Raw genomic sequence first — 23082 nt, 5'->3', positions numbered from 1 at the left:
CGCGGGGTCGTTCGGAAATTCATGGCGAAGGGGAGGAGAGACTTCAGAAGATGAGAATGATACGCATCTTGAAAAGCCTCTTCAGCCCCAGCCAGCTCGGACGCGGACGAAGAGGGACCTGCGGCCCGAGCGGCTTTTTCTTCTAGGGCACTGGCCCCGCCGGATGCCAGCGCGCCGAAGAGGCCCTCCACTCGAACTGCCGGGCTCCGATCCGCACCGCGGAGCCGGACGTCGGGTTGGCCGGAAAGTCCTGATCGTAGGCCCGCATGCGATAGCCCGTGAAGACGGCTGCACCGGTCGGCTGACCCGAGGAAGAAGCGACCGCGCCGCTGGCGCCGGCGAATTGCGCATTCAGCCCGAACGTGCCGCCCGCATTCCACGCAGCGGCTGCCTTTGCCGTCAGGGACGCGGACGTTGACGACGTTCCCGAGGTCAGGAACATCGCGACCAGGCGTCCGTCCGTGCGGACCGAATTCAGCAAGCCTGCGCCCGTTGCAGCGACACCCGAGCCCTGCCCGTCGACCTGCACTGCACCCGTCGGCGATCCCGACGCGTCGAAGATTAGACGCCACACTGCAGGGCTTGCGCCCAACAGCAGCGAGGCGAACGAAGTGGTGCCGAACATGCTCAGCTCCTGTTGTGGCCCGGCGCGTCGACCACGCGATGCGAAAGCATGCGCTTCATGCTTGCCCGCTCGGCCAATTTGCCAGGATGTTGTATTGCTCGATCCCGGAAACATCGAGTGCATCGATGGCTTCGTGATGCGAACGCTCTGCCTCGAAGCAGGCGCGCACGTGCGAAGCGATTGCGTTCTGCAGCGTGGCCATCTGCGCCGACGTCAGCGTGAGCCACCCTGACTCGGCCTTGAAAGGAACGTCCGCGTGGCCGTTGGCCTCCATGCCCCGGATGGCCTGCGCGATCCGCGTTTGATCGTCGATCCCCGTCTTGACCTTCATGCCGCCGGCCAACGCGATGCCGCCCGTTTCGATCACCCAGCGGTGCGCGGTGACCGCCACCTTCAGCCGTGCCCGACGCTCTTCTTCCGTAAGGACCGGTTCCGGCTCCGGTTCGGGATCGGCGGGCAGTGCTTCCAGCACCCACGCCCCCGCGACGGCGAAAGGCCATTTGCCAGGCGTCGGGGCGGGGGGCTGCACTTCGAGGCAGTCGCCTGGGATCAGGTACACACCCCCTTCCAGCGGAGACAGATCGCCGCTGGAGAGCGCCAGCTCTGACACGAACGCTCGCGTGCTTGGGTCGAATGAATAGACAGTCTTGCTCATGCGAGGCCTTCAAAACTTGATGATGGGAAGGTAGGCGACGTTGCTCGGTCGGGTCTCGGCGGCGACACGCACAGGGGTGTAGCTTGCATGCGTGCCCGGAATCGCCAGCGCACCGCGTTGCGACGCAGCGTTGCTGGTGTAGATGGAGCCCACCGTATAGCCCTGGTTGTCGCCACCGACGATCGTGCTGATGCTCATGCTGTTGTCGTGGACGTGCCCCTGCAGCGCATCCGGCTGCTTCGTGCCCCGTATACGTCCCGGGTCGATGCCGCGGCCTTCATCCCAGCCGCGATCGAATTCGCCGCGCGCCTCCGGGAGGTTGAAGGTGGTCGCTCCATTGCCAGCGCCGTAGTCGATGCCGATGGCCTGGAACAGTGCCGCGTAGATGGTGCGCGAGACCGCCGCGCCATTGCGCTTGAGCCAGCCCGACGGAGGTACGGAAGCCGCCGTGTAGCCCACGACGCCAGGCTCGACTTGCGCACCGATCACCTCTCGCCAGTCGGTCCTGACGACGGGGGTCGTGGGAGCCAGCACCGTCAAGGACACGCGCTTGTTCGCCTGCGCAAAGTTGACCACGGCGCCGGCGTTGCTCGAAGCCACGACCGTATCGCGCGAGATCGTGTTGGCCGCTACGTAGGTGCCTCGGCCAAGTTCGAACTCTCCGGTTGGACGGCCTACCGCATTCACGCTCTCGCAGAGGTAATGGACGGTCGAACCGACAGGGACTTTCTCGGCGAAAGTGAAATAGCCCAGGTCCGCGCCGGAGGTCACGAGGTTGCCGGTCCCGAGCGTGACGCACGCTTCGATGACTCGATTTTCGAAGACGACAGCCATCGTTCAGACCTCGAAAGTGACTTTGGTCGCGGTCTTCAGCCGCGGGGCGACACCGGCCTGGATCGGAATGACGGGGTCGAGCGCGCCGTACGTCAGGAGGATTCCGTTGCCAGCAGCGGCAGTGCCAACACCCAGATGCGTGGCGGTGGAAATGCCGGTGCCCGAGACCTCGACGAATTCCATTGCAGCAACCAGGTTCGCGACGTTCCCCGCCACGGTCCAGCCCGTCGGCCCTCGCGTGATGGCGACCCGCGCGTAACCAGGGTAGGCCACCTCATTGGTGGACTGGTTCGCTCCCGCGCCAGGCGCGGCCGTGTGGAGGCTGGCATAGACGACCGTCAGCGGTGCGGTCACCGCGTTGTCGGCAAGCCCTGAAATCGGGGTTGCCTGAAGAATCAGTTTGAGAAGTGCGTTGGCTGATGCAGTGGTGTAAGGCATGTGATGCTCCGGAGTTGAACGGGTTTAAGCAAGCTGGCCGATGGCGTCCGGCACAGCGGGGAAATCGGCGACGGGGTAATGCAGCAGGACGCTGCGGTCGGCGATGGAATCGATGAGCGCGGCATGGGCAGCCTCCGCGGAAAAGCAGCGCTGCACGTGCACCGTGACGACGTTGGCGACGGCCTGCAGGGCATCGCGCGTCATGCGACGAAAGCCGCCTGGCATCTTGAAATCAATCTCTTCGATGCCGGCCTGCGCCATGTCGACGATGGCTGCAGCCAGCGCGGCGCGGTCCTCGCGGCCCGTGCCCATGCGCAGACCGTCGGGCAGGCCGAGGCCCCCGACCTCGCACGCCCAGCGCCGGCGCGCGATCTCGGCCTTCAGGCCGGTACGGAGATCCTCGATGGAGCGCGGGTCGCACCAGGCATGCGTCGTCCAATCGAAGACGTGATCCGCACTCGGTCGTTCGGGCATCGGAACCGGTTCGCTGTCGACGATGTAGTGGCCGCGAGGCACCTCCCGCAAGAGCAGGGCCTCGGCAGGCGTCTGCAGTTGCGCGTCGCACCATTCGCGTCGAGCGACGGTGCCCCAGCGAAGCACTTCGCCGGTATTTCGGGTGTAGATGGTGAAGGAGAACATGGTCAACGGCGCGTGGACAGCGCGTAGATGGAAGTGCCGGCCTCGCCGGCGGAGGAGGCGAGCGAAAACATCGTCACGGTGTGAGCGCCGGGGGCCAATGGAATGACGATGCCGCCCGAGACCGTGCTCAAGGCAAAACCCGCGCCCCGCCACCTCTCCTGGCCGTCAACGATGATGAGAGCGAAGGCCGTCTCCCATACGAACGTGCAGCCGAAGATGAAGGTCTGCAGCGTGTGCTCCCCCGGGATCACGTGCGTGATCGTGACGGATTTGCCGGGAGACGCCGCCGCCGTAGGAACCGTCACCGCTTGGCCGCGCAGGTTGAACGTGTCGATCACGTCGACCTGGTTGATCGTCAGTCCCTCGTTCTGGAGATTGAACCCGGGTCCGGCGAGCCGGAACCGGCCGTCGGCCGTACTCATCTGCAGCAGCATGTTGCCGGCGTTCAACTCGACAACGGCCTGCCCGCTCTGGTGTCGCGCAAGGAGCCAACCGGGACCGCCGTCGCCGTGCCACTTGCCCTTGCTGCGGATGTACCCCCAGCCCCCTACGCCGTCGCCGGAAATATCGACCTGGCCCGCCGTCACATACCCCAGCCGGGACGTGATCGCCGACAGCTGATTCACGTTGATCGATCGCGCGGTGATCGTTCCATCGACCACCAGGTTGCCGTCGATGCCCACCGTCGAGACGCCCGACACCGACCCGACGACGAAGGGGTACTTGATCGCGCCCTGGGCATCGATGGTGCTGATGGCGAATCGGTCGACCAGCACGACCATGTCGCTGTCCTTGCCGTCGTTGTTCAGCAGGATGCCGGCCGTCTTGTTGCCCGCGACCACCTTCAGCCCCCACTTCGCCGAAAGGCGGCCCGTCTCATCGGCGCGCACCGCCGATTCCTGCGCAATGGACGCCTCGGCGCCGTCCACGCGCACCGCCAGCGTGGTGCGGGCGATGGCCTCGGCCTCGATGGCCGACGCGCGCGCGGTGCTCTCCTGTCTCACCGCGGCAATCGCGCCACGGTCGCTGGTTTCCGCGCTGTACGGCGTGACCGGGAATCTTCCCTGTTCGGCCTTGGCATAGCGAAGCCCGAGCATGCCGCCGGCGGTGTAGCCCGACCAAACGAAATTGACGCTCGCGGCCGCAGCACCATTCGGCGCCGCCGCCTCGACCGCGAGTTCGTTGCGGCGCTGCTGCGAGTTCAGAAAATCGTGCCCCCCGGCCTTCAGGCTTGCGGCGGTGCCCAGCGAATGACCCGCGCTGTCGAAGAACTCGAGAACCAGACCCGACTCGCCCGTGTCGGTGTTGAAGCGCGTGTCTGCGGACCCCGCATACCAGTTGCCGGGGCTGACCGGAAAACGAGGACTCGCAAACCAGCCGTTGGCGGGAACGTCGGACAGCAGCCGCGCCGAGGCGCCCCAGTCGTCCTGCGCCATCGTCCATGCGCCGGCACTCGCGGTCCATCCGTCGAGGTCGAACTCGAAACCGCCGTTGAACACCAGGTTCGCCCGCACGTAACCCACGGCTTTCGCCGCCACGGTGTCGATGCGCTGCGCCAGTTGCTCGTTGCCCTCGGTCACCAGGTGCTGCACCTGCGTGATCGCGGTGCCGCGTTCGATGGTCTCGTCGAGCAGGCGCTCCGCAATGCCGGAGTTGACGTTGAGCAGGTCCGCGACCATGCCGTCCAACCCTTCCTGCAGTTCAGCCAGGGCATCGTCGATCGACGGCAGCGAAGCAAGCTGTACATACCCCGCATCGCTGGCATTGCCGGCCATGTCGAACGCCGTCACCCAGTAGATGCGCGTGGCGGCCACCGGCTCGGTGCGCACGAAGTTCAGCGAGCCCGTGTGGCCGATCTCGACCGCCTCCGCCAGCGTCGCTCCCACCTTGACGATGTACGCCGAGACCGGCTGCGTGGTGCCGCAGGCCTGCCAGGCCAGCTCGATCTGCGCGCCCCAGACTTCGCCGCGCACGATGGGCTGGGCGGGCTGCGCGATGTCGATGGTGGCCGAGATCGGAACACCCCAGACCCCTTGTGTATTGCCATGCTGGGCCCAGACCTTCACCGTCCCGGCCGGCAGCCAGCCGATGTTGGCGGCCAGGGCCTTGCCGGTCCATCGCTCCACCGCCGTCTCGAACGTGGCGCCGATGAAGATGCGCGTCGCGCCCCATTCGAGCAGGTCGATGCCGGTGGGCGCCGACCAGCGTGCCACCACGCCAGCCGATTCGACGACGAGGCTCAATCCCTCGACGTCGCCCGGCTTCACGCTCGCGCCCTGCAGCGTGTGCGTCACCATCGTCCAGTAGCTCGACGCATAGGCCGTGATGAACCGCACGCGTACCTGGTACTCGCCATGCACCTCGAGGCCGAGCAGGAAGGTCTCGGTGGCCGTACCCGGCAAGGTGACGGACTGCCAGTCGCCGACCGGCGTGGTCGTGCGCCACTGCACCTGCACGTTCCCGCCGCGCAGCACTGCGTCGTCCACCGACGCAGACCAGCTCACCCGCGCGCGGATCACCAGCGTGCCGCCCTGCTGCACCATCTGCTCCTGGCCGCTGCGTACCTGCAGATCGAGCGGCGGCTGTGGCAGCAGGAACGGGTTCGGCAGGTTGGTGTTCGGAGAAGGGTCGCGCAGCACCTCGTCGGCCGTGTCGTAGAAGGCTTCCTCGTCCTCGATGACCTGGAACGACAGCGGCGAGCTCATCGAATAGCTCCAGTCCTGCACGCGGAACGGCTTGTTGGCAAAGCCGTACAGCACGCTCGTGAGCACGATGCGGTCGCCCGGCTGCAGGTGCCACGCCAGCATCTTCGGATGGATCTGCAGCACGAAGCCGCCCCGGCTCTGCTCGACGAGCACACGCGCGATCTGGTGGGTGCGTGCATGCGCCGTGGTGAACGGGAGCACGAGATCGAGGAACTTGTCCTTCTGGTCGTTGGCGCGGAAGACCGCGTTCTGGTACTGCTTGAAGTCTTCCGAGACGCCGGTGCGCGTCAGGTTGACGTAGGTGCCCCTCGCGCCGTTGTAGCGCGCGGTGCCGGGGTTGCAGGTCTGCACCACGGTGATGGGCGCCAGCAGGTCGTCGTCGGTCAACGCGAGCACCGGCGTGGTCCACGCGCCGGCCAGGATGCGCCAGACACCGCCCGATTCGAGGCTGTAGCCCGCCATCGTGTCTTCGAGCTGCTGGCGCGTGCTGTCGCGGTCCTGGTCCGAACGGAACATGCCGTCGCAGGTGTAGCGTGCGGCGCTGCTGCCGTAGTTGGCCCGGTCGGCCATGGCCGTGCCGGGGTCGTAGACAGGCGTCTCGCAGGCGTTGGCTGCAACGATCAGCGCGTTCTGGTCGATCTGGTCGTTGGAGGCCAGGTAGCCTTCTTCCGAGCGCAGGAAGTCGGCCAGGCACAGCGCGGGGTTGCGGCTGTACACCGTCGCTGCGCTGCGCGGGTCGTAGACCTTCTTGCCCTTGACGCTCGCCGTGATCGACGGCAGGCCGCCCTGGAAGCGTTCGACGAACAGGTTGAGCGTGACGACGATGTACGTGTAGCCGCTGAGCTTGTGGGCTTCGGTCCACAGGCCCTTGCTGGACGGCCACGGATCGAGGTTGTCGCGCATGTACGCATCGGCGGTGTCGACTCCGCCGGGCGACAGGTGGACCTGCACGTTGACGCCGGGCACGCCGCCGTTGATCGACTCCGAATCCGTGACGATGAATTCGGGATTCGAGGCATACCCGTTCGCATCGAGCGCGCCGAGCGAGACACCTTCGATCTGGATGTCGGTCACGGCTTCGCACGGGTGCGCGGCCAGGACCATGACGACGTGCTTCAGGTGGTTGTACTCGCCACCGGTGAGCACCGCCACGACGGCACCACCGACCGGTGCGGGCTCGCCGTAGATGACGGCATGCGGTGCATCGGACGCGATGATCGTGGTGGTGCGTTCCTTGAGGTTCGCGACGTCCTCGGCGAGCTTGCGGGCCGCGGCAGCCTTGGCCTGCTTCTTGGCTTGCATGTTGCCGTAGGCGCTTGCCACGATGGAGATCGCCGTCGAGACGATCATGCCGCCCACGGCGGCGGCCCCCGTAGTCGCGCCCGCCGCAGTTCCGATCCAAGCAAGAAATCCGGAAACAGGCTCTGCCATAGCAGCAGTACAGACCCCGGATAGCGCCCCAAGGACAAAAGCGAAACGAATCAAACGCGCCATGTGGCAACCCCCGAAGTAAGTGGCAAGAACACAAGCCGGTCGGCCGCCGGTGCCGCGATGTGCGACCCCGTGCAGATCCCGAAGCTGTAGCCCGACACGCGCCCGACCTTGCCGCCGCTGCGCGCCAGCACCACGTCGCCGCGCTGCGCCATCGCACCGGGCAAGGGTGGGCCGAGCCGCGCGGTGGCGGCCGGCATGAATCCGCCGGCAGAGCGCACCGCGCGCAAGGCAGCCAGCAGGCTTCTTCTGCCGATGGGCGCATCGGCCGCACGCAGGTCCGCCAGCGGGTCCTTGCCGGTGCGCTCGATGACCCAGTCGGCCGCGATGTGCGCGCAGTCGTGCCGGAAGTACTCGAAGGGTGCGTTTCTTCGCACCGCGATGAAATCGTCTAGGTTCTGCATGGTCATTTGCCTCGTGCCCGGGCCCAGTAGTTCAGTGCCATCTGCAGGTACTTGTTGACCCACACGGTGGGCGACCCGATCATGGAATTCAGGTATTCGAAGCCGCGCTCGCCAGGGTGCTTGACCTGGTGCTGGGCATCGTTGGTTCGAAGAGACGCGGGGTTGGAGCGCACGTCGTAGGAGGCGGTGCGGCACTCCATCGAAATCTTCGCGGTGGGGCCGTCGCGCTCGACCTTCATCTGGTCCATCACGCCCGCGAAGCGCAACACCGGTTCGCCGCTGACCTGCAGCGTGGCGGCGTCGAGCAGCGCGATCCACACGCGCACGCCGCGGTCCTGGTAGTCGCTCGGGTCGCCCAGTGCAAGCGCGCGCGTGCCGATGTCGACGGGCGACAGCGTGAGCGTCAGCTTCTCCGCGGCGCCGTCTTCGCTTTCGTGAAGCTCGCCGATGGAGCCGAGATTGCCCACGCCTTGCCACGTCTGGCCCATCAGCTGGAGCGTCAGCGGCCAGTTCGTGAAGCGCGCGGTGCCGCTCTGGAGCTTGAGCTCGACGAGGGCCAGCTGGCCGTAGGTCTGGGAGCGCGCGGCTGCTTGAAAGCCGGAGCTGGTCTGGATGGTCATTGTTCCCACGACTCCATCAGGTCCAGGCTGAAGCCGCCTTGCGTGCGCGACTCCGAGGCCCAGGTGGTCTTGGTGTCGACCCGCCGCATCAGGCAGGTCGGGCGGTCCCAGACGACCGTGCTGCCCGCCACCACCGGCGTGCGCAGCACGGGCTCGAACTGCACCGTGATCAGGCCGGCCGCATCGGCCACGGCATCGGACTGGACGTGCAGCATCTGGCGATGGTTCGAGCCCTGGTTGACGCCGATCCAGTCGCCCTGCAGCAGGGTCTTGCCCGCTTCGGAGGCGCCCAGGCGGATCGTCAGCCCGGAGGCGCCGGCCGCGGCCGGCGTCGCGGTCCACGCGCCGCGTGCCGTGCCTCGCGGCACGGGCTGCAGCATGTCGTGGACGGCCAGCACGTTGACCTGGCCGCGCATCGAATGCACCAGGGCGCGCCAGGCGGCGGCGTCCCGCATCAGCGGAATGCGCTCCTCGCTCACGAGCGCGCAGGTGCGGCGCGCGGGGCCGAGCACGGCCACCTGCATCGAACCCGATTCGCTGTTGCTGAAAGTCAGGTCGAAGACCTGGAGGCCGAAGTCCTGCCGCTTGACCGGCAGGTCGGACGGAAGTGTCACGATAGTCATTGGGGGAGCACCTTCACGCGCTTGAGTTGTTCCATCTGCCCGCGGTTGTTTTCCGCGAGCAGGCGTTGCATGTCGGCCATCACCGCGCCGCGATCGGAACGGGCGTCGATGTGGAAGACGTTGGAGGGCGCGAACTGGATGGTCGGCACGCTGTTCGCACCGCCTGGCGCACTGACCCCCAGGCGGCCGTCGGAGCCGCGGCGCAAGGGCATGATGGCTTCGGGGCCTGCTTCGCCCATGAGGCCGATGCCGTTGGCGAACGGGAAGAACGTGGGCTTTCCGACCACGCTGTTGGCGTAGGCATGCAGACCGGGGGAGGCGAAGACGTTGCCGTTGGCACTCTTGACGCCGAAGAAGCCGAGCACGGCGCTCACGGCGCTGCCGATCCAGCTTCCGCTGGAGCCGGAACCGGTTGCACCGCCGCTGCTGCTACCGCCGCTCGGGAAGACTCCCTTGATCGCACCGGAGAGCCAGTTGGAGAACCCCTCGACGCCCGGCTTCAACGTCGCTTCGTAGAGCGCGTCGGCAACCGACGCGGTGAGCTTCTTCTTGAGGGATTCACCCATCTTGTCGATCGCACTCTGACCACCGCCCTCCAACAGATTCACGAACCCATCGCGGAACACGCCGCCGATGTCGTCAGACATCTTCTTCGACGCTTCCTTGTTCGTGTCTTTTTCTTTCTTCTGCTTCTCTTCAGCGGTCTTCAGGCCCTCGGATTTCTGAGTGACTTGTCGCAAGTCCTGCTCGGCCTTCAAACGATCACGCAAAGACTGGATATAGGCAGGATCGACACTCTCGGTTGCATCCAGTTCGATGACCTGTCGCTCGAGCTGCGCGATGTTCAGCTTCTGGATTTCGTCCTTGGACAAACCAAACACGGCGTTCTGTTCCTCCAGCGCGCGCGTCTGCTCGCGGATCCTGTCGGTGGCTTGCTGCGAAGTCTTGAGCACCGCGTTCCGAGGCGTCGCATCCATCTCCGCGTAGGCGCGTTCGGTCTCGTCATTGACGAATCCGCGTTGCTGCTCGACGGTTCTCGAGCGAACCTCCAGCTTCTGCCTGTCGGCGGCCGAGCCCTTCTTGGAGCCCAGCAAACGCAGTTCCGCCTGGATGGCATCGTCCTGGTCCTTCAGATCCTTCAGGCGCAGGTCTCGCTTCTGGCGGACGACCGCATAGTCGTCGAGCAGGTCGCGCTTGCGCAGGCTGTCGATGTTCTTGAAACCTTCGGCGGTGACTCGCGCCTTGGCGTTGTAGTCTTCGCGGACAGCTTCGATGCTCAGCCGAAGACCTTCGTCTTCGGCGCGACCGACGCCAGAAGCGCCTGCTCCAACTTTGCGCTTTGCATCCCCCTTCTCTTCGTTGGCCTTGACGCTCTTGGCGAGACCTGCATCTCGCCGGCGAACTTCGTCCGCCTTGTTCAATGCGCCCGACGACGCGATCCTTCGACTCTCCTCGAGAGTCGCCAACCTGGCGACGGCGATATCTCGATCCTGATCCAGCTTCGCGCCGGCTTTGCCTCGCCCGAAAGCCGCACCGCCTCCGTTGCTGACAAAACCCCCGCCTTGTTGAATGACGTCGATATCGGCAATCTCCTTGCGGGCCGCTTCGATCTGTTTCTGAAGCGTGACCGGACGCCCGACATTGAGCATGGCGTCCCAGGCCTTCTGCGCGAACCCCGTGACGCTCAGCCAACCACGTTGAAGACTGCCAAGATTGGCGACGACCTCGGCGGTGCGCTCTTTCATCGCGATGGCGAAAGTCTTCTGCGCGAGCGCCGCCGCCTCCTCTGTCTTTCCTTGTTTCTCCAGGGAGACGATGCGCTCGTAGGTACTTGCGCTCAGGTAGTGATAGCTTTCGTTGAGCTTGACCGAAGCTTTGGACGGCTCGTCGGAAAGCTTGACGAAGTTCTCGACTGCTTCGTTGATCGAGGTGCCCAGCACACGGTTCATTTCAGCCGTCGCACCAGCCACCTCACTCACGACACTGCCCCCGATCCTGCCGGTGCTGACCACCGCTGTGATGGCCTCGGCGGCCTTGGCCTGCGTGCCTTGCGTGCCGGCGATCTCCACGGCTTTGGTCTGGAGCTGGTCGGTCGTGAGGCCAACGTAGTTGCCGGTCATCGTCTTCGCCTTGGCGTAGGCCACGGCTTCCTTGCTGCCTTCGACATACGCCTCGGTCAGCAAGGTCACGGCGCGGGTCGCCAGGTTGAACGGCGTCGCGATGTTCTTGACGTAACCGGCGACGCCACTCAACGTCGCTCCGACGCCGCCGAGCGAAGACACCAACTTCGAACCGTCTTCCGCCAAAGCGCTGAGCGGCGACTTTCCGCTCTGGATGCTGGCGTACAGGCTGTCGACAGAGGAGGAAACTTCCTTGATGGCGTTCGCGGCCTTCTCCTGGGCCGCCTTGGCTGCAGTTGCAGCTTTCGTCTTGGCCTCTTCGGCCCGGCTCGCGCCGCTTGAAATTTCGTCGATGAACTTCCCGAATTCGTTGACGACCCGAGAGAGGTCCGCATTCACCGACGACGCGTTCATCGTCATCTGAATCGCCATTTGTTGTGTTGCAGCCATGTCTGTATGGTCCGTTTGAGCTAAGAAAAAAATAAGGCCGACATCTGCCGGCCCCATGCTTCTTCGATGGCCTGAGGCCTCGCGATGCCGCTAGACGTTCAGCACCGCGATGCCTTCGTCTTCCATCACCTGCAGCTGCAGGAACACCTCGCGCTGGCGTGAGCGCGCGATGCCCAGGCGCTTCATGGCGACGTCGACGGCGCCGAAGTCCAGCCCCTGGAACCACGCGCCTGCCGCCCCCGCGACGACCCGCCACTGCGTTCGGCAGGCATGGAACACCTCGAATGCTTCCTGGTGTTCGGGCCATAGCTCGAAGGGTGGCGGGCCGCCGCCGTTGGCCGTCGAAGAGACGAGCCGGGTCGGGTCGAGACCGAGCGACGCGCACTGGCTGCGGAGATCGTCGTCCAGCTCGTCGTGGACGCGATGCCCTGCTCCGAGCACAAGGCGCGCGGCGCCTCTCAGTTTTTTACCGCGGCCGGGTAGGCATGCTCGAAGTAGCTGTAGGCAATGGCGGCCTCGAAAGACGGCCACTCCTCCACCGCCGCCGCGCGGTTCTCGGTGGTGCAGATGAACGGCGCGCCGTCGTCGCCCTCCAGCTCCTTCCAGTCGGCCAGCACCATGTCGAGCAGTTCCCTGTCGGTGAGGTTGCGCCCCTCCAGGCGCGACTGCAGGGTGTCGTTGTCGGACTTGGTCAGGCGCTTGAAGACGGCGCTGAAGCGCACTTCCTCGATCTGGCCGTCGCCGGGCACGCGCATCACGACCGGTGCGACGAAGGTCGGCTTGATGGCGATCTTGAGTTTCTGGGGCATCTCTGTGTGTTCCTCTGGTTGCGTGCCGCGAAGCTCAGCGAACGACGATCAGCCACTCGTCGTTGCCACCGCCGGTGGGCACGAACTCGAGCGGCACGGTGATCATCTGCACGCCGTCGACGTCGCTGAAGGTCGGCTTGCCGATCTGCGCATGCGGCGACACGAACTCCACGACATTGGTCGCGCCCTGGCCGTGCTTGAGCATCAGGTTCACGCGCTGGCTCGCGCGCGCCATGCCGATCCAGTCCTTGGTTGCGATCGAGGTGTTCTCGAAGGTGACGGAACCGGTCGAGACGCGCGCGGTGATGTCGACCGCGTCCACGGTCATCAGGTCGCGCTTGATCACGGTGTTGCCGGCGTCGAAGCTGAAGGCGTTGGCGGCCACGCCGAGGCCGTCGAGCGCGAGCGTGGTGTTGGCCTTGTTCACGCCCAGCGGGTCCATGAACCTGGTGTAGTCGGCCACGGGCAGCGGCGCGTCTTCGGCGGGCACGAACAGGCCGGTGAACTCGAACTGCCACTTCGGGATGCCCTTGGCATTGATGGTGGCCTTCACGTTGCCGTGCGCGTCGGTCATCTTGTAGACGGTGCCGTCGACGTTGCCGTAGATGGTGAGCGACTCGAGCGCGTCGGTGGCGGGCGCGAAGGTGGTGCTGACGCCGGGCGCGGAGATCACGCTGATCGCGCAGCCGCGCATCAGCGTGGCATATGCCGGCACGTCGCCGGCGGCGGCGACGCCCGCGATCTCGACCGAAAAGGCGATCTTGCTGTACTGCGTGACCAGCACCGAGCCGCGCGAGCCGAAGTACGGACGCACGTTGTCGCGCTGGACCACGTCGCCCTCGATGGGCGTCAGCGTGACTTCGCTGACCAGGATCGCATTGGCCGCGCCGGTGGGCGCCGCGTCGGTACCGCGTACCGTTTCAGCCTTGGCCAGGATGGCCATCTTGCGCATGAGTTTTGCCATGTCGGCGTTCTCCGTTGGTTGGTTGGTTGCTTGGGTTGTCGAAGGGAAAAGAGCTGCCCGTCGATGGGCAGTCAGAGGTAGCGCCAGGTCCGCAACTGCAGCGCGACGCCGTGACAGTGCACGCCGCAGAAGGTGACGAGGCCGGTGCCGTCGACCTGCACGCCGTCGGTGCGCTTGTCGTCGGTGAGCGGGCCGGTGGCGCATGCGCCGCCGAAGGTGGGATCGCCGCGCACGGCGTCGCGGATGTCTTCGACGAGCGCGTCGAGCACCAGCTCGGAAGCGGCGGCGTCGTCGAACGCGAGGTGGCCCTGCAAGGTCCAGCTGTCGACGCTCATCGCGCGGGCGGTGTCGACACTGCGCTCTTCGGTGGCGGTGCGCCGCAGCCACCAGCCGCGCAGCTGCTGGCCGCCGGCCGGCAGGTCGTAGAGGTAGAGCGCGCGCAGCGCGGCTTCGTCGGCCAGCGAGCGTTCGCGGTCGTGCACGCGGCCGATCTGCGGCACGGTGTTCAGCGTCAGCACGATGGCGCTGCGAAGGGTGTCGAGACGGCTCATGCCAGGGCTCCGTGGGTTGTGCGGGTTGTGCGGGAGGTCGAGCGCTTGCGGTTCTGGAAGTGCATCTGTCGCTTCGTTGGTTGGTGAATGAACTGTCGCGGCGAAGGCCCGGATGGCTGAGGCCGACATCTGCCGGCCCCGCGCTTCAGTTGATGCCAGGCCCGCTGCGAAACCACTGCTTGATGGCCTCGGCGAGCAAGGCCGTGCCGATGGCCATGGCGCCGCCCGAGGCGGCGCCGAACATCGCGGCGCGCTGCTCGACCGAACGCAGCCGGCCGTCGAGTGCGTCGAAGCGCGTGTCGAAGCTGTCCATGCGGCGGTTCTGCTGGTCCTGCCCGTCCTTCAGGGCCTGCACCAGGCCGTGAATCTGGCCGAGCAGCAACAGCTCCTGCGTGCGTACGTGGGGTTCGCTCATGGGGTGGGTCTTTCTGTAAGGAACTCGATCAGCGCGCGGTGCCGAAGCCGGTCCGCGGCGCATGACTTCGCGTTGATGTCGTGGTTGGTCCAGGCGTCTTCGACCGTGAGGCCGGCATCAGCAGCACAGGCCTCGCCGGAGGTGTCAGCAAGTCCGCAGGCGCCTGCGGGTACGTCGGCGCCCGCAAGGGCGCTGTTCCACATCCACACAGCAGCAAGGCTGAGGCGATGAGGGCCGCCGCCAGCGTCGTGCGGCTCGGCGGCGTCCGGCTTGGCTTGAGGCGCGGCATGCGGCACGGGACTGTCGTGCCGCACCCGGCCGGCAGGGGGAAGAACGAGGGCGATGCGCCGGCGCAGTTCATGGGTCGGTCCTTCGAGGGAGAGATAGCTGGCTTGCAGGGCGCTTGCGCCCAGCTGGTATCGGCCGGAAGCGGCGCGTCCGCGCTCGTACTCGGCTTGCATGTCGCTGGCGATCTGCGCCGCGCGCCGTGCTTCCTTCTGCTGCCAGGCCGCGCGTTCCTGCATGCGGCCGGCACCGTGGATGGCGGACGCGGCGGCGGCGAGCAGCAGCGCGACCGCAACGCCCACGACCAGGGCCGCCCCGGCCTTGCCCATCGGGGTCATGGCGCATTCCCCGTGCACTGCGCGTGCAGCTGGAGACGGTCTTTCCAGATGCCGGCGCAGGTCTTGTTGCCGGGCGCGGAGCAGTCGGTCTTGCCGACGTACTTCCAGCCGAGGATGGCGTCGCAGGCGCCCGTGTAGTCGCCTGCGTTCAGGCGCTGCACGAGCGTGGACGTGCGGCCTTTCTGTCCGCCGGTGCAGAAGTTGAAGGCGCCGATGTTGTAGGCCAGGCTCACGTACGCGTCGTACTCGTACGGGTGCAGCGGCACCTTCACGCATTGCTTGAGCGCGCTCTCGTAGGTCTGCACGTCGCGCCACGCGCGCTGCAGCGCGGGCACGGGCGTGGTGGTGTCGCCCATGCGCACGCCGCCGGTGGTGCCGAAGCCGATGGTCGGCACCGCCGTGCCGTGCACGGGATCGGGGTAGGCCTTGTCGCTGTAGCCCTCGCGCGCGACGATGCCGATCAGCCCCGCCGCGCTGAGCGCGAGCACGGCCAGCAGCTGCCGGGGCGCTTCGCCGCGCTCACGCGCGCTGCGCCGCGGCCGCTGGAAGAAGGAGGTTCGAGAGATGTCGTTGCCCATGTCCCGAATGGTCGGGCGAAGGGGTCGAACGACTGAGGCCGACATGAGCCGGCCCCTTGTTCAGGAAGCGCGGCTCCCTGGGTTGCGGTGCTTGTTGCGCTTGTTGCGCCGCGTCAGATCTCGCCGCCGTGCCAGACGACGCGGCCGCTGATGTGAAGCTCCGCGGCCTGCTCGGCGCTCAGCACCTGCGGCTTGTACGCGGGGTTGTAGCTGATGATCTGCAGCCCGCCGGTGGAGAAGTCGCGCTGCAGCACCTTCACGTAGTCGTGGCCGTCGAGCTGGATGACGTACACGCCGTCCTGGTCGAGCGACTTGGTGGCGGTGTCGACCAGCAGGATGTCGCCGTTGTTGATCTTGTCGGCCATCGAGTCGCCGCGCGCATGAACGATGCGCGCGTGCGCCGGCTTCACGCCCTTGCGCGCCATCCATGAACGGCTGAACGCGAAGCGGCCCATGTGTTCCTGCGAGGTGTTGACGGCGCCGTTGCCCGCGCTCACGCGCACGTCGAGCAGCTCGACCAGCACGAAGACCTCGTCGTCCAGCCCGCTCGACAGCTGGTTCGGCGGCTGGGCCGGCTGGAAGGGGTTGAGCTCCGACGGATCGACGCCGAGCGCCAGCGACATCACATAGAGCTGCTCGAGGCTGGCGTCGCTGACGCCCCGCTCGATGCGGCCCACCGTATTGAAGTGAAGCCCGCTGCGCTGCGCGAGGTCGTCGATGGTGAGCCCCTTCTGCTTGCGCAGGTCGCGCAGCCGCGCGCCTTGCGCGAGCGCCAGTTCGCCGACGCGGGTCTTCACATGGTCATCGTCGGGTGGGGTGTTGATTTGCGGCGTCACGATAACTTTGATTTGTGCGAACGCGCACATCCTAGACACCACGAGGTCTTTTTACAACCCACATCGTGTCGAAGGCAAAGTAAATATTCGTTTTCATGTTCTTCTTGATTGTGAAAACCTGATTTGTGTGCATAATCAATTCCATCGACACGAAACGAGATATTTCGATGGATTGGCACCCCGCCCAGGTTAAAGCAGCACTGGAAATGAGGGGAACCAACCTGTCCAAGTTGGCAAAACAACACGGATACGCGCATATCAACGAGGTTCTGCACCGACCGTGGGTTGCGGCGGAGCACATCGTGGCGCGTGCATTGGGGCTTGCCCCCGAAGCCATCTGGCCGGGCCGCTACCAGCGGCCGCGCAACAGGGGCATCGCGCTGACGCGCAATCCGAACGGCCTGGCGCGTCGCGGGCCGGTGGAAAAGAAAAGTGTCGAAGAGTGCCCGATGGCGGTTGCAGCCGTCACCGGGCGTGCCAGTGAACTGAGCAGTGCCACAAGCGAGGAGGAATGTACGGTGAAAAAAGGCTTTGTCGAATCCAGGGGCCAAGCGCGCCCGGCGGGAGGTGCCTGATGGAAAACACGATGTCCGAATGGTTCGTCGCCAAGGCGCTGATGGCGCTGTCGGAGCGCCGCGCCGAAGCGGCACAGGGCGAGCCGCCCGTTCCCACGGCCGCGCCCGACGCGGTGGTGTGCAACGCGGATCCGTTCGCCACCCGCCTGTGGAACCTGCTGCGCATTCGCCGCGCGCTGACGGCCGACGAGGCCGCCGCGTTGCTGGCCGATACGCACGCCGGCGATGAAAACGGCATGGCGCTGGGCCGCCGCCAGGCCGGCGCACTGCTGCTGTCCTGGTCGCGGCAATGCCCGCAGGCGGTGCGCGTCGATGCGCGCCGCGTCGACGGCATGAAGCGCTATGCGCTGCTGCGCGACATCGGCGCCACGCCGCCGGCGCCGCGAGGAGAAGCCCGATGACCGGCGTGCCCCCCGCCTACATGAGCGAGCCCTGGTTCGCCTTGCTGCAGGCGGCCTGTGCGCAGCGCCTGCGTTCCGAGGTCGCCGCGCAGCTGCGCCTGAGCCCCGCCGCGGTGAGCCAGGTGCTCAACGCCAGTGGCAAGTACGGCGCGGGCAAGGCCCGCACCGACCGCATCGCGCGCCGTGTGCTCGACACCTTCGGCGCGCCCGCGGCCCACGAGGAGGCCGGCGCATGAGCACGACCCCCGATCACGCACTGGCCGGCGAGGTCCGCCGCGCCGTGGCCTCGCACCTCGAAACGCACGAGGCGGCCTCGGCCAAGGAACTCGAACGCATGCTGGCCCAGCGCGTCGCGGGCTACCGGCCCGAGCCCGGCAGCACGGCCCTGCGGCAGCAGCTGGCCCGGCTGGAGGACGGCGGCCACGTGCACAGCGTGGCGGTCGGCGGCCGTGCGTGCTGGAAGCAGGGCCCGGCACCGCTGGCCGGCCGCATCGCGGCGGCGCGCCGCGTGCTGCGGCTCGACAGCAGCGTCTACGCGCCCGAAGCCGCCACGGTCGTGCGGCCCGGCGCGATGGACTTCGCCCGCATTCCGAGCCTGCTGCTGGGCCAGCGCTCCGGCTACTGGGGCACATCGCGATGAGCGGCGCCGCGCCAGCACCTTCGGACCACAACAACGCCAACGACAACGTCAACTCCTGAGAGGACATTCCATGCAAGAAGCCATCGCACACCACCCGGGTTACTGGAAAGACGCCAACGACGCACTGATCCCGGTGTCGAAGATCAAGCCGATCGACAAGGACCGCCACGCCGTGGTCAGCGAACTCTGCGAGCAGGCGCGCCGGCAGAGCGCGGCGCTGATCGGGTTCAAGCTGTCGGCCATGAATGCGGTGCACGAGTTCATCGAGCGCAGCCTGGCCGCCTACGACGTGAAGAAGGGCGGCAAGAAGGGCAACGTCACGCTGCTGAGCTTCGACGGCAAGCACAAGGTCGAGCGCCGCATGCAGGACACCGTGGTCTTCGACGAGCGCCTGCAGGCCGCCAAGGCGCTGATCGACGAGTGCATCCAGGGCTGGAGCAGGGGCAGCAACGCCAACATCAAGGTGCTGGTGAACGACGCGTTCCAGGTCGACCAGCAGGGAAAGATCAGCACCGCGCGCGTGCTCGGCCTGCGCCGCCACGACATCGCCGACGAGAAGTGGCAGCAGGCCATGAAGGCGATCGGCGACAGCATGAAGATCGCGAGCACCAAGCCCTACATCCGCTTCTACGAGCGCGACGACGCCACGGGCGAGTACACGCCCATCAACCTGGACGTGGCCGCCGCATGAGCCCACCGGAATTCATCGCCATGACACCCTTTCCACCGAACAGGATCGCGCCGGGGCTGCCGCCGCCGTACCGGCAAGGAGGCACCGGCCTGCGGCAGGCGGTCACCGCACTGGCAAGCGAACTGGCAAGCGAACTGCTGCCGCCCCGGCTGCGCGAGTTCGTGCGGCTGATCGGGCTGCCCGCCACCCTGCGCCTGATCGAGCGCTATGGCGGCCTGCGCATCTACATTCCGGCCCACCCGACGCCGGAGCACCCGATTGCGGGGCTGATCGGCTTCGACAAGCTGCGCGCGCTGAGCGCGGAGTACGCCATCGACGGCACCGGGCTGCGCTTCGTGCTGCCCAAGGCGCAGCGCGCGTTCGATGCCATCCGCAACGAGCGCATCCGCACGGACTTCAGCACCGGCAAGTCGGTGCGCGCGCTTGCCGCGGAGCACCGCCTGGTCGAACGGCAGGTGGCCCGCATCGTCGCGGACATCACGTACTAGAAAGCGAAAACGGCGGCCGGGCTCGCAGGCCCGGCCGCCGTGCCTGGCTCTTTACTTCGCCTGCAGCAGCGCGCCGGCTTCCAGCAGCACCAGCTCGTTGTCGTCCGCCTTGTTCGGCTCGCGGCTGCTCGAGAAGGGCAGGTTGTTGTCGTTGCCGACCACGATGTGCGTGGCGTCCACCACGTCGACGTTCTCGATGGTGAAGAACGGGAACTTCAGCACGCCGTCGTTCAGCGGCTTGCGCGCGAGCTTGTCGGGGTCGGCGATGTTCAGCAGGTCGATGTAGCCGATCTTGCGCGCCGCACCACCCACGTTCGCGTCGCTCAGCTCGACCTTGTAGACGCGCTTGAACCTGGCGATGTCGTGGAAGCAGTCGGTGCGCTTCTGGCCTTCGGGGCAGGCCTTGTCGCTGGTGCCTTCGCCGTTGTCGCGTTCGATGATCAGGCCCGTGGTGCCGTCGATCATGTTGAAGTCGCCGATGGCGTTGCCGTTGGCTTCCAGCACGTACTTCCAATGACGCCCGGTCCACTTCTCGGTGGCCACGTCGAACTCCAGCACGCGCAGCGCTTCCTTGCCTTCCACGCGCTCGTAGTCCTTGGCTTCCGCGTTCCACACCGGGCCTTCGAGCAGCGCGTAGAGCTTGCTGCCGTCCTTCGAAGAGGCCATGCCCTCGAAGCCCTTGGAGCGCTTGATCTGGAAGTCGACCGCGCCGCCGGGCGCGCCCGGCGTGGTCACGGCAGGGTGGTCGGGCGAGCGCACGGCCTTGCCGTCGACCAGCGTGTCGAACACCGCGAGCACCTTGCCCTTGAGGTCGGCCTTGATCAGGAAGGGGCCGAACTCCTCGCCGATCCACAGCGCGCCGCCGGCGAACTGGAAGCTCTCGGGGTCGAAGTCGGAGCCCGTCAGGTAGCGCTGCTTTGTGCCTTCGTGGACGATGCGAAACGGCACCTTCTTGTCGGGGTCGTGCAGGAACACGGTCTCCAGGCGGTTGAACTTGCCGCTCTTGAAGTCCACCTTGTAGTGGTTCAGGTAGAGCATGAAGTCGGGCGAGTTGGCCTTGGCGCCGGCGCCGTTGTCCGTGAGGATCCAGAACGAGCCGTCGTCCATCTTCTTGATGCCCGAGTGGCCCTGCAGCGGCTGGCCCTTGAAGGGCACCGACACGCCCGTGCCGCGTCCGGCCGAAAGACCCTCGACCGAGCCGATCGCCTCCACGCGCTTGGCCGTGGTGAACTTGCCGCTGACCTGCAGGTCGGCCGGCGCGTCCTTCGGTGCGGCCACGAAGCTCTGCGCGGGCAGCACGGCGTGGCCGGCGAGCGTGGCGGGGAAGGCGGTCTGCGCCGTCACGCTGCCGCAGGCGAGCGCGGTGGCCAGGGCGATGAAAGAAAGGGAGGCGAGACGCGTCATGGGCGGGAAAGTTCCAAGTCGAAAACGCGTGACCATGCCGGGCAGGCATGACGCAGCCATGACATCCGTTCAGGGTGCGATGTCTACCGTGACCTCGCGCGATTCGGCGCGCCCCTGGTCGTCGACCGCGCGCAGCACGTAGCGCCGGCCCGACTCCGCAAGGTCGGGCATCCACGTGATGCCTTCGCCCGGCGCGGCGCGGCCGATGAGCGCGTCGTCGGCGAACCAGTAGACGGTTTGCGTGCCGGCGGCGGCCTCGGCGCGCAGCACCAGCGGCTCGGGTTTCTTCACGCGCAGCGTGTGGCGCACACCGCGCAGCGGCGAGGTGATGAGCGGCGCGCCCTCGGGCGCGTTGCCGTCGTTCTCGCAGCCGTCGGACGGCGCGCTCGCGCGCGGCAGGCCGGCCTGGCGGAACAGGCGGCGCATGTCGCTGCCCCATTGCTCCACCACCTGCTGGCGCGCGTTGGGCTGCGGGCCGCACACCACCTTGCCGGTGGTCTCGTCGACCCACACCGCGCGGTGCAGGTTGCTGACCTGGATGGGCGACTTGCCGGCGATGAACCACGTCATGGCGCGCACCGGGCACAGCGCGTCGGGCAGGCCGCCCGTGGCCGCGCACACCTCGACCTGGCGCAGGTCGGGCGGCTGGCGCGACACCACCTCGCCGGGGTCGAGCCGCTCGGCGCGCAGCGCATCGACCATGCGCAGGAAAAGCGGCGCGGCCGCATCGACGCCCACCAGCGCGGGGTTGCTGCTGCCGTCGAAATTGCCCACCCACACCACCAGCACGTGGCGGCCGAACACGCCGGCCGTCCACGCGTCGCGAAAGCCCCATGACGTGCCCGTCTTCCATGCGATGGCGGGGCGCGCGGGCAGCGTGGTGTCGGGGCGCGGCGTGTGGCGCAGCATGTCGAGCGTGATGAAGGAGGCCTCTTCGCTCAAGAGGCGCAGCGGCTGCACCGGGCGCTCGTCGGGCGCGGGCTGCGTGTAGCGAATGGGCTGCGAGATGCCGCCATTGGCCAGCGTGGCGTACATGCCTGCCAGCTCCTCGGGCGTGACCTCGCCGCCGCCCAGCACCAGCGCCAGGCCGTAATGCGATTCGCTCTGCAGCTTCTGCACGCCCGCCAGGCGCATGAAGTCGTAGAGCCCGGGCTTCGAGAGCTTCGCCGCCACGGCCACGGCGGGAATGTTGCGGCTGCGAATGAGCGCCTCCTGCGCCGACAAGGGGCCGGCGAAGCGGTGGTCGAAGTTCTCGGGCGTGTAGGGGCCGAAGGAGGTGGGCGCGTCCTTCAGCATCGTTCTCGGGTGCAGCAGCCCCTGGTCGAGCGCGAGCGCGTAGATGAAGGGCTTGAGCGTGGAGCCCGGCGAGCGCTTGGCCAGCACGCCGTTGACCTGGCCCGCGATGGCGTCGTTGCGGAAGTCGGCCGAGCCGATCATCGCGCGCACCTGCATGGTCGAGGCGTCGAGCAGCAGCGCGCTCGCGTTGGTCATGCCCACGTCGGCATGCGTGCGCAGGTACTGGCCCATCACGCGCTCGAGCGTGGCCTGCATGCGCAGGTCGAGCGTGGTGCGCACCTCCTGCACGCCGCGTTCCTGCGCGAGCAGCATGTCGGTGGCGTGCGGTGCGAGAAAGGGCAGGCTGCCGCGCGACTGTGCCGACAGCGCCAGTTGCGCATCGGGCGCGTGCTGCTTCGCGGTCGGGTCGCGCTCGGCCCACAGCGCCCACAGGCGTTCGCGCGCCGATTGCAGCTCGGCATTGCGGCCGCGCTCGGCGATGCGCTTCACGGGGTTCTGCGGGATCACCGCGAGCGTCAGCGCCTCGGGCAGGCTGAGCTTGGCGGCGTCCTTGCGGAAGTAGATGAGGCTCGCGGCCTGCACGCCTTCGATGTTGCCGCCGTAGGGCGCGGTGTTGAGGTAGGCCTCGAGGATGTCGTGCTTGCTGAAGCGCGCCTCCAGCCACAGCGCGGCGAAGATCTGCGCGACCTTGCCGGTGGGCGTGCGGCTGTCGATGCCGTACACGCGGCGCGCCAGCTGCATGGTGAGCGTGGAGCCGCCCTGGCGGCGCTCGCCGCTGGCAATGCGCCACGCGCTGCGTGCCAGCGCGGCGGGGTTCACGCCGGGGTGCGCGTGGAAGCGGCGGTCTTCGTACAGCAGCACCGCGTCGACCAGCGTGGGCGAGATGCGTTCGAGCGGCACCCACAGGCGGTACTGCTCGTCGCCCGCGAGCGTGAGGCGCAGCAGCTCGCCGCCTTGCGCGTAGACGGCGCGCGAGCTGCCGACGGTTTCGCTGAGTTGCGCGTGCGGCCAGAGCCGCAGCAGGGCGAGCAGCACGGCGAAGACCGCGAGGGTGATCAGCGCCTTCCTTCCCCGGCTGCTGCTCCCTCTCCCGCTTGCGGGAGAGGGTTGGGGTGAGGGCGGCGGCGACGGATCAGGCACGGTGGTCATACGAAGGCCGAGCCCTCACCCTGCCCCTCTCCCCGAGCGGAGAGGGGAGAGGGGACAA

Annotated in this window: 26 protein-coding genes; 6 read left to right on the top strand and 20 right to left on the bottom strand. The window is 67.1% G+C overall.

What is annotated here, in order from left to right; genetic code table 11:
• Nucleotides 1–142: 142 nt before the first annotated feature.
• From BM013_RS17430 to BM013_RS17350, 18 genes are all read right to left on the bottom strand, one after another.
• Nucleotides 143–625, bottom strand: coding sequence for a hypothetical protein (locus tag BM013_RS17430; protein WP_093128893.1), 483 nt, complete (start codon nucleotides 623–625; stop codon nucleotides 143–145).
• 55 nt (nucleotides 626–680) lie between these two features.
• Nucleotides 681–1280, bottom strand: coding sequence for a DUF4376 domain-containing protein (locus BM013_RS17425; RefSeq protein ID WP_093128892.1), 600 nt, complete (start codon nucleotides 1278–1280; stop codon nucleotides 681–683).
• 9 nt (nucleotides 1281–1289) lie between these two features.
• Entirely contained in the window at nucleotides 1290–2114 is an 825-nt protein-coding gene (locus tag BM013_RS17420; RefSeq protein ID WP_093128891.1) for a phage tail protein, read from the bottom strand.
• A gap of 3 nt (nucleotides 2115–2117) precedes the next feature.
• Nucleotides 2118–2552, bottom strand: coding sequence for a phage tail fiber protein (locus BM013_RS17415; RefSeq protein WP_143098290.1), 435 nt, complete (start codon nucleotides 2550–2552; stop codon nucleotides 2118–2120).
• Between the two features lie 24 nt (nucleotides 2553–2576).
• A complete protein-coding gene (locus BM013_RS17410; RefSeq protein ID WP_093128889.1) occupies nucleotides 2577–3191 on the bottom strand; it encodes a DUF4376 domain-containing protein in 615 nt (204 codons plus the stop codon).
• Between the two features lie 2 nt (nucleotides 3192–3193).
• Nucleotides 3194–7246, bottom strand: a complete 4053-nt coding sequence (locus BM013_RS17405) for a phage tail tip fiber protein (RefSeq protein ID WP_143098289.1) — start codon at nucleotides 7244–7246, stop codon at nucleotides 3194–3196.
• A 131-nt stretch (nucleotides 7247–7377) separates the two neighbouring features.
• The gene (locus tag BM013_RS17400; protein ID WP_143098288.1) at nucleotides 7378–7791 is read right to left on the bottom strand and encodes a DUF6950 family protein; all 414 of its coding nucleotides are present in this window, start codon (nucleotides 7789–7791) and stop codon (nucleotides 7378–7380) included.
• A gap of 2 nt (nucleotides 7792–7793) precedes the next feature.
• On the bottom strand, nucleotides 7794–8411 hold the full coding sequence (locus BM013_RS17395; RefSeq protein WP_093128886.1) for a hypothetical protein: 618 nt from the start codon (nucleotides 8409–8411) through the stop codon (nucleotides 7794–7796).
• Entirely contained in the window at nucleotides 8408–9034 is a 627-nt protein-coding gene (locus BM013_RS17390) for a hypothetical protein (protein WP_093128885.1), read from the bottom strand. The genes BM013_RS17395 and BM013_RS17390 overlap by 4 nt, the downstream gene beginning before the upstream one ends.
• Nucleotides 9031–11604 (bottom strand): phage tail tape measure protein, encoded by a 2574-nt coding sequence (locus BM013_RS17385; protein WP_177225492.1) that lies wholly within the window; start codon nucleotides 11602–11604, stop codon nucleotides 9031–9033. The genes BM013_RS17390 and BM013_RS17385 overlap by 4 nt, the downstream gene beginning before the upstream one ends.
• A gap of 90 nt (nucleotides 11605–11694) precedes the next feature.
• Nucleotides 11695–12045, bottom strand: a complete 351-nt coding sequence (locus tag BM013_RS17380; RefSeq protein ID WP_218152704.1) for a DUF1799 domain-containing protein — start codon at nucleotides 12043–12045, stop codon at nucleotides 11695–11697.
• Nucleotides 12046–12062: 17 nt separating this feature from the next.
• Nucleotides 12063–12413, bottom strand: coding sequence for an SAM domain-containing protein (locus BM013_RS17375; RefSeq protein ID WP_093128883.1), 351 nt, complete (start codon nucleotides 12411–12413; stop codon nucleotides 12063–12065).
• A gap of 34 nt (nucleotides 12414–12447) precedes the next feature.
• A complete protein-coding gene (locus tag BM013_RS17370) occupies nucleotides 12448–13377 on the bottom strand; it encodes a phage tail tube protein (protein ID WP_093128882.1) in 930 nt (309 codons plus the stop codon).
• 71 nt (nucleotides 13378–13448) lie between these two features.
• The gene (locus BM013_RS17365; protein WP_093128881.1) at nucleotides 13449–13928 is read right to left on the bottom strand and encodes a hypothetical protein; all 480 of its coding nucleotides are present in this window, start codon (nucleotides 13926–13928) and stop codon (nucleotides 13449–13451) included.
• A gap of 145 nt (nucleotides 13929–14073) precedes the next feature.
• Complete coding sequence (locus tag BM013_RS17360; RefSeq protein WP_256219934.1) at nucleotides 14074–14343, bottom strand: UPF0500 family protein; 270 nt, start codon at nucleotides 14341–14343, stop codon at nucleotides 14074–14076.
• On the bottom strand, nucleotides 14340–14966 hold the full coding sequence (locus BM013_RS41795) for a hypothetical protein (protein WP_256221538.1): 627 nt from the start codon (nucleotides 14964–14966) through the stop codon (nucleotides 14340–14342). The genes BM013_RS17360 and BM013_RS41795 overlap by 4 nt, the downstream gene beginning before the upstream one ends.
• On the bottom strand, nucleotides 14963–15544 hold the full coding sequence (locus BM013_RS17355; protein WP_093128880.1) for a lysozyme: 582 nt from the start codon (nucleotides 15542–15544) through the stop codon (nucleotides 14963–14965). The genes BM013_RS41795 and BM013_RS17355 overlap by 4 nt, the downstream gene beginning before the upstream one ends.
• Nucleotides 15545–15657: 113 nt before the next feature.
• A complete protein-coding gene (locus tag BM013_RS17350) occupies nucleotides 15658–16380 on the bottom strand; it encodes an XRE family transcriptional regulator (RefSeq protein ID WP_256219932.1) in 723 nt (240 codons plus the stop codon).
• Between the two features lie 167 nt (nucleotides 16381–16547).
• Here BM013_RS17350 and BM013_RS17345 point away from each other — a divergent pair, with 167 nt between their 5' ends.
• The 6 genes from BM013_RS17345 (at nucleotide 16548) to BM013_RS17320 (ending at nucleotide 19175) form a co-directional block, all read left to right on the top strand.
• The gene (locus BM013_RS17345) at nucleotides 16548–16955 is read left to right on the top strand and encodes a helix-turn-helix domain-containing protein (RefSeq protein ID WP_093128878.1); all 408 of its coding nucleotides are present in this window, start codon (nucleotides 16548–16550) and stop codon (nucleotides 16953–16955) included.
• On the top strand, nucleotides 16955–17356 hold the full coding sequence (locus BM013_RS17340; protein ID WP_143098287.1) for a hypothetical protein: 402 nt from the start codon (nucleotides 16955–16957) through the stop codon (nucleotides 17354–17356). The genes BM013_RS17345 and BM013_RS17340 overlap by 1 nt, the downstream gene beginning before the upstream one ends.
• The gene (locus tag BM013_RS17335; RefSeq protein WP_093128876.1) at nucleotides 17353–17592 is read left to right on the top strand and encodes a hypothetical protein; all 240 of its coding nucleotides are present in this window, start codon (nucleotides 17353–17355) and stop codon (nucleotides 17590–17592) included. The genes BM013_RS17340 and BM013_RS17335 overlap by 4 nt, the downstream gene beginning before the upstream one ends.
• The gene (locus tag BM013_RS17330; protein ID WP_093128875.1) at nucleotides 17589–17996 is read left to right on the top strand and encodes a hypothetical protein; all 408 of its coding nucleotides are present in this window, start codon (nucleotides 17589–17591) and stop codon (nucleotides 17994–17996) included. The genes BM013_RS17335 and BM013_RS17330 overlap by 4 nt, the downstream gene beginning before the upstream one ends.
• 70 nt (nucleotides 17997–18066) lie before the next feature.
• Entirely contained in the window at nucleotides 18067–18687 is a 621-nt protein-coding gene (locus BM013_RS17325) for a DUF3164 family protein (protein ID WP_093128874.1), read from the top strand.
• Between the two features lie 20 nt (nucleotides 18688–18707).
• Complete coding sequence (locus BM013_RS17320) at nucleotides 18708–19175, top strand: Mor transcription activator family protein (protein WP_256221537.1); 468 nt, start codon at nucleotides 18708–18710, stop codon at nucleotides 19173–19175.
• Between the two features lie 51 nt (nucleotides 19176–19226).
• Here BM013_RS17320 and BM013_RS17315 read toward each other — a convergent pair whose 3' ends face one another.
• Nucleotides 19227–20579 (bottom strand): esterase-like activity of phytase family protein, encoded by a 1353-nt coding sequence (locus BM013_RS17315; protein WP_093128873.1) that lies wholly within the window; start codon nucleotides 20577–20579, stop codon nucleotides 19227–19229.
• A 69-nt stretch (nucleotides 20580–20648) separates the two neighbouring features.
• Nucleotides 20649–22910 carry a penicillin-binding protein 1C gene (gene pbpC, locus BM013_RS17310; protein ID WP_093128872.1) on the bottom strand — a complete coding sequence of 754 codons (2262 nt, stop codon included), beginning with the start codon at nucleotides 22908–22910 and terminating at the stop codon, nucleotides 20649–20651.
• Nucleotides 22911–23082: the final 172 nt, after the last annotated feature.

It is taken from the genome of Variovorax sp. OK605, assembly GCF_900115445.1.
GTDB lineage: Bacteria > Pseudomonadota > Gammaproteobacteria > Burkholderiales > Burkholderiaceae_C > Variovorax.
The sequence above is the reverse complement of the archived record's forward strand: the minus strand, read 5'-3'. Positions and strand labels throughout refer to the sequence as shown.